9 protein-coding genes and 1 tRNA gene are annotated in these 13,258 nt (G+C 63.0%); all 10 read right to left on the bottom strand.

What is annotated here, in order from left to right:
- Positions 1-20 precede the first annotated feature (20 nt).
- The 10 genes from HPA01S_RS21355 to HPA01S_RS21310 all read right to left on the bottom strand — a co-directional run bounded on the left by HPA01S_RS21355 (position 21) and on the right by HPA01S_RS21310 (position 13,176).
- Positions 21-614 carry a LemA family protein gene (locus HPA01S_RS21355; RefSeq protein WP_066273334.1) on the bottom strand — a complete coding sequence of 198 codons (594 nt, stop codon included), beginning with the start codon at positions 612-614 and terminating at the stop codon, positions 21-23.
- Positions 615-846: 232 nt separating this feature from the next.
- Entirely contained in the window at positions 847-5,082 is a 4,236-nt protein-coding gene (gene rpoC / locus HPA01S_RS21350; protein ID WP_066273333.1) for a DNA-directed RNA polymerase subunit beta', read from the bottom strand.
- A 26-nt stretch (positions 5,083-5,108) separates the two neighbouring features.
- Complete coding sequence (rpoB, locus tag HPA01S_RS21345; protein WP_066273331.1) at positions 5,109-9,233, bottom strand: DNA-directed RNA polymerase subunit beta; 4,125 nt, start codon at positions 9,231-9,233, stop codon at positions 5,109-5,111.
- A 305-nt stretch (positions 9,234-9,538) separates the two neighbouring features.
- Positions 9,539-9,916 carry a 50S ribosomal protein L7/L12 gene (gene rplL / locus HPA01S_RS21340; RefSeq protein ID WP_066273324.1) on the bottom strand — a complete coding sequence of 126 codons (378 nt, stop codon included), beginning with the start codon at positions 9,914-9,916 and terminating at the stop codon, positions 9,539-9,541.
- Positions 9,917-9,959: 43 nt separating this feature from the next.
- Complete coding sequence (gene rplJ / locus HPA01S_RS21335) at positions 9,960-10,487, bottom strand: 50S ribosomal protein L10 (RefSeq protein WP_066273322.1); 528 nt, start codon at positions 10,485-10,487, stop codon at positions 9,960-9,962.
- 266 nt (positions 10,488-10,753) lie between these two features.
- On the bottom strand, positions 10,754-11,449 hold the full coding sequence (gene rplA / locus HPA01S_RS21330) for a 50S ribosomal protein L1 (RefSeq protein ID WP_066273320.1): 696 nt from the start codon (positions 11,447-11,449) through the stop codon (positions 10,754-10,756).
- The gene (gene rplK / locus HPA01S_RS21325) at positions 11,450-11,881 is read right to left on the bottom strand and encodes a 50S ribosomal protein L11 (protein WP_066273318.1); all 432 of its coding nucleotides are present in this window, start codon (positions 11,879-11,881) and stop codon (positions 11,450-11,452) included. It abuts the gene before it with no gap.
- Between the two features lie 116 nt (positions 11,882-11,997).
- Entirely contained in the window at positions 11,998-12,573 is a 576-nt protein-coding gene (nusG, locus tag HPA01S_RS21320; protein ID WP_066273316.1) for a transcription termination/antitermination protein NusG, read from the bottom strand.
- Positions 12,573-12,956 (bottom strand): preprotein translocase subunit SecE, encoded by a 384-nt coding sequence (secE, locus tag HPA01S_RS21315; RefSeq protein ID WP_066273314.1) that lies wholly within the window; start codon positions 12,954-12,956, stop codon positions 12,573-12,575. Before secE ends, nusG begins: the two co-directional genes overlap by 1 nt.
- Before the next feature lie 144 nt (positions 12,957-13,100).
- Positions 13,101-13,176: transfer RNA gene (locus tag HPA01S_RS21310), tRNA-Trp, on the bottom strand.
- Positions 13,177-13,258 lie beyond the last annotated feature (82 nt).

The following is a 13,258-nucleotide window of genomic DNA, read 5'->3' as shown; positions in this document are numbered from 1 at the left end:
CAGGGGGGCGATCGCGTGCCTCACATCGAAATGCGGATGGCCTCGCGCTCCACCGCGCTGGTGGTGGATTCGAGCATCGCCTGAGGCTGGAAGTTGAACAGGCGCGCGATGATCAACGTCGGAAACTGGGCTGCGGCGTCGTTGAACTCCAGCACGTGGTCGTTGTAGGCCTGGCGCGCAAAGCCGACGCGGTTCTCGGTGCTGGTGAGCTCTTCGCTGAGCTCGCGCATGTTCTGGTCGGCCTTGAGGTCGGGGTAGTCTTCCACCACCGCGAACAGCTTGCCCAGGGCGCCACCGAGCAGCTGCTCGGCACCGGCCAGGGCGCCGAGGGCACCGGCGTTGAGCGGGTTGCCGGCGGCGGTCTGCTCGGCGCTGCGCGCCTGGTTGCGCGCGGCGATCACCGCCTCCAGCGTCTGCGCTTCGTGCTGCAGGTAACGGCGCGCGACCTCGACCAGGTTGGGGATCAGGTCGTAGCGGCGCTTGAGCTGCACGTCGATCTGGCCAAAGGCGTTGGCGATCGCGTTTTTCAGGCGCACCAGGCGGTTGTAGGCGCCAACGGCCCAGAAGAACAGCACCAGGCCGATGGCCAGAACCACCCACAGCGTGACGGACATGCGAAGACTCCTTGTTGTGTGCAAAGCCCACCTCCCGGTGGGCGCCGCCAATATACCGCGCACCCCCGGCCTGGCGCCGGTCGGACGGGCATGAAAAAAGCCCCCGGTCGGACGACCGGGGGCTTTTGATGCGTTTGCGGTGCAACGTGCACTGCGTCCAGAAACACCGCGGAACTGGCTTGGCCAGGCCGCAGGTGTTGCCGACGCCGATGGCGGCGCGGGGGTGACCCCTTTACTCGGCAGCCTCGTTCGCGCTGCTCGACGCGTCGGCCGGATCGGCGTGTTCTGCCTGGTCCGCGGCCAGCGAGAGGGCATCGGCCTCGGCGATGGCACGGCGTTCTTCGTCGTCCATCTTCTCCTTGACCTTGCGCGCCTCGTGGTAGGCCATGCCGGTACCGGCCGGGATCAGGCGACCCACGATCACGTTTTCCTTCAGGCCACGCAGCTCGTCGCGCTTGCCCATGATGGCCGCTTCGGTCAGCACGCGCGTCGTTTCCTGGAAGGAAGCGGCGGAGATGAACGAGTCGGTCGACAGCGAGGCCTTGGTGATACCCAGCAGCACGTTGCTGTAGGTCGCCGGGATCTTGCCGTCGGCGCGCAGGGCGTCGTTGGTGTTGAGGATCTCCGAACGCTCGACCTGCTCACCGGCGATGTAGCTCGAATCGCCCACAGCCTCGACCACGACACGGCGCAGCATCTGGCGAACGATCACCTCGATGTGCTTGTCGTTGATCTTCACGCCCTGCAGGCGGTAAACGTCCTGCACTTCGTCGACGATGTAGCGGGCCAGCTCTTCCATGCCCAGCAGGCGCAGGATGTCTTGCGGATCGGCCGGGCCGTCCACCACGCTCTCGCCCTTGTTGACCACCTGGCCTTCGTGCACCAGGATGTTCTTTTCCTTGGGGATGAGGTCGTCCCACACCTTGCCTTCGGGGTCGGTGATCTGCAGGCGAACCTTGCCCTTGGTCTCCTTGCCGAACGACACGGTACCGGTCATTTCGGCCAGCATGCCCTTGTCCTTCGGGCTGCGGGCTTCGAACAGCTCGGCCACACGCGGCAGACCGCCGGTGATGTCGCGCGTCTTCTGGCCTTCGACCGGGATACGAGCCAGCACTTCGCCGGGGCCCACGTCCATGCCGTCGCGCACCTGGATCAGCGAGCCGATCTGGAAGCCGATGGTCACCGAGTGGTCGGTGCCCGGGATCTTCACTTCCTGGCCTTGTGCATCGATCAGCTTGACCTGCGGACGCACCACCTTGGCCACGCCGCGGCGCTTCGGATCGATCACCACCAGGGTCGACAGACCGGTGACATCGTCCACCTGCTTGGCGACGGTGAGGCCTTCCTCGACGTTCTCGAAACGCACCTGACCGGCGAATTCCGTGATGATCGGGCGGGTCAGCGGGTCCCAATTCGCCAGGATGGCGCCGGCCTTGATGATCTGGTCGGCCTTGACCGACAGGATCGCACCGTAAGGCACCTTGTGGCGTTCACGCTCACGGCCGTGTTCGTCGTGGATGACGATTTCGCCCGAACGCGCAATCACCACCAGCTCGCCCTTGGTGTTGGTCACGTAGCGCATGGTGGCGTTGAAGCCGATCACACCACTGGACTTGGCTTCCACGCTGGAGGCCACCGCCGCACGCGACGCTGCACCACCGATGTGGAAGGTCCGCATGGTCAGCTGCGTGCCGGGTTCACCGATGGACTGCGCGGCGATCACGCCGACGGCTTCACCGATGTTCACCAGGCCACCGCGGCCCAGGTCGCGGCCGTAGCACTTGGCGCAGATGCCGAAGCGGGTTTCGCAAGTCAGGGCGGTGCGCACCTTCACTTCGTCCACCGCAGCGGCTTCGAGCACGTCGAGCAGGTCTTCGTCCAGCAGTTCACCAGCCGGCACCAGCACCTGGCGGGTTTCGGGATGGATCACTTCTTCGGCCGTGGTGCGGCCCAGCACGCGGTCGCGCAGCGACTCGATCACTTCACCGCCTTCGACGATGGCGCGCATCAGCGTGCCGTTGGAGGTGCCGCAATCCTGGCTGTTGACCACCAGATCCTGCGTCACGTCCACCAGACGGCGGGTCAGGTAACCCGAGTTGGCCGTCTTCAGCGCCGTATCCGCCAGACCCTTACGGGCACCGTGGGTGGAGATGAAGTACTGCAACACGTTCAGACCTTCACGGAAGTTCGCCGTGATGGGGGTCTCGATGATGGAGCCGTCTGGCTTGGCCATCAGGCCACGCATGCCGGCCAGCTGGCGGATCTGCGCGGCAGAGCCACGTGCGCCGGAGTCGGCCATCATGTAGATGGAGTTGAACGACTCCTGGTCCACTTCCTTGCCGCTGCGGTCGGTGGTCTTCTGCTTGGCCAGCTGGGCCATCATGACCTTGGAGATCTCGTCACCGGCCTTGCCCCAGATGTCCACCACCTTGTTGTAGCGCTCGCCGGCGGTCACCAGACCGGAGGCGTACTGCTGGGCGATTTCCTTCACCTCGTTTTCGGCGCGGTCGATGATGGCCGGCTTTTCCTTCGGCACCAGCATGTCGTCCACGGCGATCGAGATGCCGGCGCGCGTGGCCAGACGGAAACCGTTCTGGAGCAGCTTGTCGGCAAAAACCACCGTTTCCTTCAGACCGCACTTGCGAAACGAGGTGTTGATCAGGCGCGAGATTTCCTTCTTCTTCAGCGCCTTGTTCAGCACTTCGAAAGGCAGGCCCTTGGGCAGGATCTCGGACAGCAGCGCACGGCCGACCGTGGTGTCCACCAGCGAGGTGGCGGCCACGAATTCGCCCGTGGCCTTGTCCAGCGTGTACTGGGTCAGGCGCACCGCGATCTTCGAGGTGATCTCGACCACGCTGTTGTCCAGCGCGCGCTGCAGCTCGGCCAGATCGGCAAAGTACATGCCTTCGCCCTTGGCGTTGATCTTCTCACGGGTCGCGTAGTACAGACCCAGCACCACGTCTTGCGACGGCACGATGGAGGGCTCGCCGTTGGCCGGGAACAGGATGTTGTTCGAGGCCAGCATCAGCGTGCGGGCTTCGATCTGCGCTTCCACGGACAGCGGCACGTGAACGGCCATCTGGTCACCGTCGAAGTCGGCGTTGAAGGCCGCGCAGACCAGCGGGTGCAGCTGGATCGCCTTGCCTTCGATCAGGATCGGCTCGAAGGCCTGGATGCCCAGGCGGTGCAGCGTCGGTGCGCGGTTCAGCATCACCGGGTGTTCCTTGATCACTTCTTCAAGGATGTCCCACACCACCGGCGTGCCGGCTTCCACTTCCTTCTTCGCGGCCTTGATGGTGGTCGCGATGCCCATGGCTTCCAGGCGCGAGAAGATGAAAGGCTTGAACAGCTCGAGCGCCATCAGCTTGGGCAGGCCGCACTGGTGCAGCTTGAGCGTCGGGCCGACCACGATGACCGAACGGCCCGAGTAGTCGACGCGCTTGCCCAGCAAGTTCTGGCGGAAACGGCCGCTCTTGCCCTTGATCATGTCGGCCAGCGACTTCAGCGCGCGCTTGTTGGCGCCCGTCATGGCCTTGCCACGGCGGCCGTTGTCCAGCAGCGAGTCGACCGCTTCCTGCAGCATCCGCTTTTCGTTGCGCGCGATGATTTCCGGAGCCTTCAGCTCCAGCAGGCGGCGCAGACGCGAGTTGCGGTTGATGACGCGGCGGTACAGGTCGTTCAGGTCGGAGGTCGCGAAGCGGCCACCGTCCAGCGGCACCAGCGGACGCAGGTCCGGTGGCAGCACGGGCAGCACGTCGAGCACCATCCACTCGGGCTTGATGCCCGACTTCTTGAAGGCTTCCAGCACCTTCAGGCGCTTGGCGTTCTTCTTGATCTTGAGTTCGGAGCCGGTCAGGTCGTTGCGCAGCTTTTCGATCTCGATGTCGAGGTCGATCGCCTGCAGCAGTTCCTTGATGCCTTCGGCGCCCATCTTGGCAATGAACTCGTCGCCGAATTCCTTGCGCTTGGCGTCGTAGTCGTCCTCGCTCATGATCGCGAACTTCTTCAGCGGGGTCATGCCCGGATCGACGATCACATACGCTTCGAAGTACAGCACGCGTTCGATGTCGCGCAGCGTCATGTCCAGGATCAGGCCCAGACGCGACGGCAGCGACTTCAGGAACCAGATGTGGGCGCAAGGCGCGGCCAGATCGATGTGGCCCATGCGCTCGCGGCGCACCTTGGTCTGCGTGACTTCAACGCCGCACTTCTCGCAGATGACACCGCGGTGCTTGAGGCGCTTGTACTTGCCGCACAGGCATTCGTAGTCCTTGATCGGGCCAAAGATCTTGGCGCAGAACAGGCCGTCGCGCTCGGGCTTGAACGTGCGGTAGTTGATGGTCTCGGGCTTCTTGACTTCACCGAAGGACCACGAGCGGATTTTTTCCGGCGAAGCCAGGCCGATGCGGATGGCATCGAAGTGCTCGTCGGGTGTGAACTGCTTGAACAGGTCGAGCAAAGATTTCATGGGTTGCTTTCCTTAAGTTCGGTGAATCAGGAACGTTCCAGCTCGATGTCGATGCCGAGCGAGCGGATTTCCTTGACCAGCACGTTGAACGACTCGGGCATACCGGCGTCGATCGTGTGCTCGCCCTTGACGATGGACTCGTACACCTTGGTGCGGCCTTGCACGTCGTCGGACTTGACGGTGAGCATTTCCTGCAGGATGTACGAAGCGCCATAGGCTTCCAGCGCCCACACTTCCATTTCCCCGAAACGCTGGCCACCGAACTGCGCCTTGCCGCCCAGCGGCTGCTGGGTGACGAGCGAGTACGGGCCGGTCGAACGGGCGTGCATCTTGTCGTCGACCAAGTGGTGCAGCTTCAGGAAGTGCATGTAACCCACGGTGGTCTTGCGCTCGAAAGCGTCACCCGTGCGGCCGTCGTACAGCTGCGCCTGGGTGCGGGTTTCCGTCAGGCCCTTCAGTTGGGCGACGTCGTCCGGGTAGGCCAGCTTGAGCATGGCGCGGATTTCGTCTTCCGACGCACCGTCGAACACCGGGGTGGCAAACGGCACACCGGTCTGCAGGTTCTCGGCCATCTCGATCACCTCGGTGTCGCTCAGATCGCCGAGGGTTTCCTTCTTGCCGGCCTGGTTGTAGATGCTTTCCAGGAACTTGCGCAGCTCGACCACCTTGGCTTCGGCTTGCAGCATGTCACCGATGCGCTGGCCCAGGCCCTTGGCGGCCCAGCCCAGATGCACTTCCAGCACCTGACCGACGTTCATGCGCGAAGGCACGCCCAGCGGGTTCAGCACGATGTCGGCAGGGGTGCCGTCGGCCATGTGCGGCATGTCTTCCACGGGCACGATCTTGGAGACCACACCCTTGTTGCCGTGGCGGCCGGCCATCTTGTCGCCAGGTTGCAGGCGGCGCTTGACGGCCAGGTAGACCTTGACCATCTTCAGCACGCCAGCCGGCAGCTCGTCGCCCTGCGTGAGCTTCTTGCGCTTTTCTTCGAACGCGAGGTCGAAGCTGTGGCGCGTCTGCTCCATCGAGTTCTTGATCGACTCGAGCTGGGCAGCCACGGTCTCGTCGGCCGGGCGGATGTCGAACCAGTGGTACTTCTCGACGTCGTCCAGATAGGCCTTGTCGATGGTCGTGCCCTTGGACAGCTTCTTCGGGCCGCCGTTGGCGGTCTTGCCCACCAGCAGCTTCTCGATACGGTCGAAGGCGTCGGCTTCCACGATGCGCAGCTGGTCGTTCAGGTCCAGGCGGAAACGCTTCAGTTCGTCGTCGATGATCTGCTGGGCGCGCTTGTCGCGCGTGATGCCTTCGCGGGTGAAGACCTGCACGTCGATCACGGTGCCCGAAGAGCCCTGGTCCACACGCAGCGAGGTGTCCTTCACGTCGGAAGCCTTCTCGCCGAAGATGGCGCGCAGCAGCTTCTCTTCCGGCGTCAGCGTGGTCTCGCCCTTGGGCGTGACCTTGCCGACCAGCACGTCGCCGGGCAGCACTTCGGCGCCGACGTAGATGATGCCGGAGTCGTCCAGGCGGTTGAGCTGTTGCTCGGCCAGGTTGGGGATGTCGCGGGTGATTTCTTCCGCGCCCAGCTTGGTGTCACGCGCCATGACCACCAGTTCCTCGATGTGGATCGAGGTGTAGCGGTCGTCGGCAACCACGCGTTCGGAGATCAGGATCGAGTCTTCGAAGTTGTAGCCGTTCCAGGGCATGAAGGCGATCAGCATGTTCTGGCCGATCGAGATTTCACCCAGGTCGGTCGAGGCGCCGTCGGCGACCACGTCACCCTTGGCCAGCTTGTCGCCCTTCTTGACGATGGGGCGCTGGTGGATGTTGGTGTTCTGGTTGGAACGCTGGTACTTGATCAGGTTGTAGATGTCCACACCGACTTCACCGGCCACGGCTTCGGCGTCGTTCACGCGGATCACGATGCGGGTCGCGTCCACGTAATCGACCACACCACCGCGCTTGGCGGTGACGACGGTGCCGGAGTCGATCGCGGCCACGCGCTCGATGCCGGTGCCGACCAGCGGCTTCTCGGGACGCAGCACGGGCACGGCCTGGCGCGACATGTTGGCGCCCATCAGCGCGCGGTTCGCGTCATCGTGCTCGAGGAACGGCACCAGCGAGGCGGCCACCGACACGATCTGCGCCGGCGACACGTCCATGTACTGGATGGTGTCGGCCGGGGTCAGGATGGATTCACCCTTTTCACGAGCGGAGATCAGGTCACCGGTCAGACGGCCTTCGGCGTCGAGCACGGCGTTGGCCTGCGCGATCACGTACTTGCCTTCTTCAATAGCCGACAGGTAGTCGATCTGGTTCGTCACCTTGCCCTCGACCACACGGCGGTACGGGGTTTCGATGAAGCCGTACTCGTTCAGGCGCGCGTACAGGGCCAGCGAGTTGATCAGGCCGATGTTCGGGCCTTCAGGCGTTTCAATCGGGCAGACGCGGCCGTAGTGGGTCACGTGCACGTCGCGCACTTCGAAGCCGGCGCGTTCGCGGGTCAGACCGCCCGGGCCCAGGGCCGAGACGCGGCGCTTGTGCGTGATTTCCGCCAGCGGGTTGGTCTGGTCCATGAACTGCGACAGCTGGGACGCGCCGAAGAACTCCTTCAGGGCCGCGGAAATCGGCTTGGAGTTGATCAGGTCGTGCGGCATCAGCGGCTCTTGCTCGGCCTGGCCCAGACGTTCCTTCACGGCCTTTTCGATACGCGCCAGACCGGTGCGGTACTGGTTCTCGGCCAGTTCGCCGACGCAACGCACGCGGCGGTTGCCCAGGTGGTCGATGTCATCGACTTCGCCACGGCCGTTGCGCAGGTCCACGAGAATCTTGACCACGGCCAGGATGTCTTCGTTGGACAGCACCATCGGGCCGGTGGATTCGTCGCGGCTCACACGGGCGTTGAACTTCATGCGGCCCACGCGCGACAGGTCGTACGTGTCCGGGTTGTAGAACAGGCGGTGGAACAGGGCCTGCACCGCGTCTTCGGTCGGCGGCTCGCCGGGGCGCATCATGCGGTAGATGGCCACGCGCGCGGCGAACTCGTCGGCGGTTTCGTCGATGCGCAGGGTCTGCGAGATGTACGCGCCCTGGTCGAGTTCGTTGGTGTACAGGCACTGCAGGTCCTGCACGCCGGCCGTGCGCAGCTTCTTCAGCAGCGCTTCGGTCAGCTCTTCGTTGGCCTTGGCAATGATCTCGCCGGTGTCCTCGTCCACGATGTTGCGCGCCACGACGCGGCCGATCATGAAGTCTTCGGGCACGCTGATGTGCGTGGTGCCAGACTGTTCCAGCTCGCGGGTGTGGCGCACGGTGATGCGCTTGTCCTTGGCCACGACGACCTTGCCACTCTTGTCGGTGATGTCGAAGCGAGCCACTTCACCACGCAGGCGCTCGGGCACGAAGGCCATCTGCGCGCCACTGTCCATCAGGCGGAAGTGGTCGTTGACGAAGAAGTTGGCGAGGATGGTTTCCGGCGTCAGGCCGATGGCCTTGAGCAGGATGGTGACCGGCATCTTGCGGCGACGGTCGACACGGAAGAACAGCACGTCCTTGGGGTCGAACTCGAAGTCGAGCCAGGAGCCGCGGTAGGGAATGATGCGGGCCGAGAACAGCAGCTTGCCCGAGCTGTGCGTCTTGCCCTTGTCGTGCTCGAAGAACACACCGGGCGAGCGGTGCAGCTGCGACACGATCACACGTTCGGTGCCGTTGATGATGAAGGAGCCCTTCTCGGTCATCAGGGGCACTTCGCCCATGTAGACCTCTTGCTCTTTCACTTCCTTGATGACCTTGGATTGCGAGGTCGAGGACTCGCGGTCGTAAATGATGAGCTGCACGCGAGCGCGCACGGCCGACGCGAAGGTCAGGCCGCGGGTCTGGCATTCGCGCACATCGAAGGCGGGCTTGGCCAGGTTGTACTCAACGAACTTCATCTCCACAAAACCGTTGTGGGAGACGATGGGGAAAGCGGCCTCGAACGCGGCCTGCAGGCCTTCGTTGGTGCGTTTTTTGGGGGCGTTGTCGGCTTGCAGGAACGCCGTGTAGGCGTCCTTCTGCATCTGCAGGAGGTAAGGAATCGCGAGAACGTTTTCGCGGGTACCAAAGCTCTTGCGGATGCGCTTGCGTTCGGTGTATGAGTAATTCGATGCTGAGGCCATGAGATCTCCGGGCTTGAGGTCTGCGGCGACTGTCTTGCCTACCAGGGTGCACGCCTGGTGACTTTCTTGGTGGCTGGCCTCTACCAACCATTGGCGGACGGCCTGTGCGTTGCACACAGGCCCGAACCAAGTCGTTTTCTGCAGTCGGGGTCAGAAAACACTGCCAAGCAGACTTGGAAAATCTGCTTGGCGGTGTTCCTTCGGCACACCCTGCGCGAGGCCAGAGGCCCTGAACGGGGTGTGCTCAGAAAGCACCAAAGGCTGGAGGCCCTTGTCGAGCACTCCAGCCCCTGAAGGCGGCTGAATTACTTCAGTTCGGCCTTGGCACCGGCTTCCACCAGCTTCTTCACGGCTGCTTCGGCGTCGGCCTTGGCAATCGCTTCCTTCACGTTCTTCGGAGCGCCGTCGACCAGGTCCTTGGCTTCCTTGAGGCCCAGGCCGGTGATTTCGCGCACGGCCTTGATGACCGAAACCTTGTTGGCGCCGGCTTCCACCAGCACCACGTTGAATTCGGTCTTCTCTTCAGCGGCTGCAGCGGCACCGCCGCCACCACCGGCTGCGGGTGCTGCCATGGCAGCAGCGCTCACGCCAAACTTCTCTTCGATGGCTTTCACCAGCTCGTTGAGTTCCATGACCGTCATGCTGTCCAGCGCGGTCAAGAATGCGTCTTTATCGAATGCCATTTTGATTTCCTAACAATTGGGTTGAAACAACGGTGCTCGCCACTCAGGCGGCGGCCGCTTCTTCGGCTGCCGGTGCGGCAGCGCCTTCGCCTTTTTTCGCCGCCAGCGCGCCCAGCACAACGGCCGTACGCGAAATGGGCGACATCAGCAAGCCACACAGCTGCGCCAACAGAACTTCCTTCGAAGGAATGCTGGCAAGCGTCTTCACGCCCTCGACGTCCAGGGCCTTGCCTCCGTACACGCCACCGCGAATCACCAGCTTGTCGTTGGTTTTCGCGAAATCGGCCACCACCTTCGCGGCGGCCACAGCGTCTTCAGAGAAGCCATAGATCAGCGGACCGGACATCTGGTCAGCGGCCACTTCAAACGGGCTGCCAGCCACAGCACGGCGAGCCAGGGTGTTTTTCAACACACTCAGGCTGACACCGTTGCTGCGTGCTGCCACGCGCAGTTTGTCCATGTTCGCGACCGTGATGCCACGGTATTCCGCCATCACGAGCGTTTGAGCTTTTGCGGCGAGGCTGGTCACTTCGGAAATGACCGCTTCTTTCTCACTGCGATTCAGACTCAAGGTCTACTCCTTAAATGTGCCCGCGGTCCTGGGACCTGGGGCACGCCTCATTGCAGCGACCAACTGTTTCGGAACTTGTTCCATCTGCAGCGGGATCGCCATCTGCGTTGGCTTTTCACAATTAAGTCGGACGGCATCCCGAAGGATTTCACCCGACACCAACGGTCTTGGATGGCCCCGCAAGCCGGTTCTGCAACCGTCCTGCGGGCCCACCACACCCAGGCCACCGAAGCGGCCCGAATTCTTCTTCTCGCCTTAACCGGCGATCACGCCGAGACGGACTGGATGTCGACGCGCACGCCCACACCCATGGTGGAGGACACGGCGACCTTGCGCAGGTACACGCCCTTGCTGGTGGCCGGCTTGGCCTTGGTCAGCGCGTCGAGCAGGGCTGCCAGGTTGCCCTGCAGCTTGTCGGCGTCGAACGAGCGGCGGCCGATGGTGCCATGCACGATGCCGGCCTTGTCGACACGGAACTGCACCTGGCCAGCCTTGGCGTTGCGCACGGCCTGGGCGACGTCGGGCGTCACGGTACCAACCTTCGGGTTGGGCATCAGGCCACGTGGGCCCAGCACCTGACCCAGGGTACCGACGATGCGCATGGCGTCCGGCGAGGCGATCACCACGTCGAAGTTCATGTTGCCGGCCTTGATGTCGGCGGCGAGGTCGTCCATGCCGACGATGTCGGCGCCGGCGGCCTTGGCTTCTTCAGCCTTGGCGCCCTGGGCGAACACGGCCACGCGCTTGGTCTTGCCGGTGCCGTTGGGCAACACGACGGCGCCACGCACCACCTGGTCCGACTTCTTGGCATCCACGCCGAGTTGCACGGCGACGTCAATGGATTCGTCGAACTTGGCGTTCGCGCATTCCTTGATGATGGCCAGTGCGTCGGTCAGCGAGTACAGCTTGGTGCTGTCGACCTTGCCTTCAAAGGCTTTCTGTTTTTTGGTCAGCTTGGCCATTTACACGCCCTCCACAATCACGCCCATCGAGCGGGCCGAACCGGCGATGGTGCGCACGGCAGCGTCCACATCGGCAGCGGACATGTCTTTCATCTTGGTCTTGGCGATCTCTTCGAGCTGAGCGCGCGTGATCTTGCCGACCTTGTTCTTGTTGGGCACCGAAGAGCCCTTGTCCAGCTTGATGGCCTTCTTGATCAGGACCGTCGCAGGCGGCGTCTTGATGACGAAGGTGAAGCTCTTGTCCGCGAAGGCGGTGATCACCACCGGCAGCGGCAGACCGGGCTCGACGCCCTGGGTCTGGGCGTTAAACGCCTTGCAGAACTCCATGATGTTCAGGCCGCGCTGACCCAGCGCCGGACCGATTGGAGGGGATGGGTTGGCCTTACCAGCTGGCACTTGCAGCTTGATGAAGCCGACGATTTTTTTCGCCATTTTTTAGCTCCTGCGAGTGCAGACGGTTGCCATCAGGACAACCTCCTCGCGGTTGGGGACCCGGGAAAGACAAATGGCACAGGCGTCGGGCCGACCCGCCTGTGCCACGAAAAAACTCAGGTCTTCTCGACCTGGCTGAACTCGAGTTCGACGGGCGTGGCGCGACCGAAGATGGTCACCGACACGCGCATCTTGTTCTTCTCGTAGTTGACTTCTTCCACCGTGCCGTTGAAGTCCGTGAACGGGCCCTCCTTGACGCGCACGTATTCGCCGACGACAAACTCGACCTTGTGGCGCGGCTTGTCGGTGCCTTCCTGCATCTGGTTGACGATCTTCTGAACGTCTTCCTCGGAGATCGGTGCCGGGCGGTTCTTTGCACCACCCACAAAACCGGTCACCTTGTTGGTGTGTTTCACCAAGTGCCAGGTGTCGTCGTCCATCACCATTTCCACCAGCACGTAGCCGGGGAAGAACTTGCGTTCGGTGGTGCGCTTCTGGCCGTTCTTCATCTCCACCACTTCTTCGGTGGGGACCAGGATGCGGCCGAACTTGTCCTGCATGCCGGCGCGGTTGATGCGCTCGACGATGTTGCGTTCGGCGGCCTTCTCCATGCCCGAATAGGCATGCACCACGTACCAGCGCATGCCTTCGGCGGCGACCCCATCGGTCACGGGACTGTTTTGCTCGCTCATTATTTCCTCCAGCCCAGGATCAGGTCGTAGAACACCCATTCGACGGTCTTGTCGGTCAGCCACAGGAACAGGGCCATCACGAACACGAACGCGAACACGTAGGCCGTCATCTGGATGGCCTCCTTGCGGGCCGGCCAGACCACCTTCTTGACTTCACGCCAGGCATCACGGCCGAAAGCAATCAGCTGCTTGCCGGACTCGGACACCGCGAACACCACCACGGCGCCGCCCAGCAGCACGATCAGCGCACCCCACTGCGCCAGCGCACCGCGCGACGACAGCAGATAGAACGCCACGAACGCACCCAGCAGCAGCAGGACGGCACCGGCCAGCTTGGCCTTGTCGGCGCCGGTGTGGACGGTTTGAACTTCGGAAGTGGCCATGGGTATCCAGACAATTCTTACAAAAAGCGCGTCAAAAACCCGAAAGCTTGAGACACGCAAGCCCACCAGAGGTCTTCACGACTTCGGTGGGCTTGGTCAACCACGCAACAGGGTGGATTCAGAGTCCGATACGTTCCTGTTGGGTGGCAGGGGCAGTAGGAATCGAACCTACAACCTTCGGTTTTGGAGACCGACGCTCTGCCAATTGAGCTATACCCCTACTGGCTTGTGCCCCGCAAAGGGCGATTACGCGATGATTTTGGCAACCACGCCGGCGCCGACGGTGCGACCGCCTTCGCGGA

The organism is Hydrogenophaga palleronii NBRC 102513 (assembly GCF_001571225.1).
GTDB classification, from domain to species: Bacteria; Pseudomonadota; Gammaproteobacteria; order Burkholderiales; family Burkholderiaceae_C; genus Hydrogenophaga; species Hydrogenophaga palleronii.
The sequence above is the reverse complement of the archived record's forward strand: the minus strand, read 5'-3'. Positions and strand labels throughout refer to the sequence as shown.

What these genes read in the sequence shown, in the direction of transcription:
- rplL (WP_066273324.1), bottom strand. Translation starts at nt 9,916, where the DNA reads ATGGCATTCGATAAAGACGCATTCTTGACCGCGCTGGACAGCATGACG.
- secE (WP_066273314.1), bottom strand. Translation starts at nt 12,956, where the DNA reads ATGGCCACTTCCGAAGTTCAAACCGTCCACACCGGCGCCGACAAGGCC.
- rpoC (WP_066273333.1), bottom strand. Translation starts at nt 5,082, where the DNA reads ATGAAATCTTTGCTCGACCTGTTCAAGCAGTTCACACCCGACGAGCAC.
- rplA (WP_066273320.1), bottom strand. Translation starts at nt 11,449, where the DNA reads ATGGCCAAGCTGACCAAAAAACAGAAAGCCTTTGAAGGCAAGGTCGAC.
- nusG (WP_066273316.1), bottom strand. Translation starts at nt 12,573, where the DNA reads ATGAGCGAGCAAAACAGTCCCGTGACCGATGGGGTCGCCGCCGAAGGC.
- HPA01S_RS21355 (WP_066273334.1), bottom strand. Translation starts at nt 614, where the DNA reads ATGTCCGTCACGCTGTGGGTGGTTCTGGCCATCGGCCTGGTGCTGTTC.
- rplK (WP_066273318.1), bottom strand. Translation starts at nt 11,881, where the DNA reads ATGGCGAAAAAAATCGTCGGCTTCATCAAGCTGCAAGTGCCAGCTGGT.
- rpoB (WP_066273331.1), bottom strand. Translation starts at nt 9,233, where the DNA reads ATGGCCTCAGCATCGAATTACTCATACACCGAACGCAAGCGCATCCGC.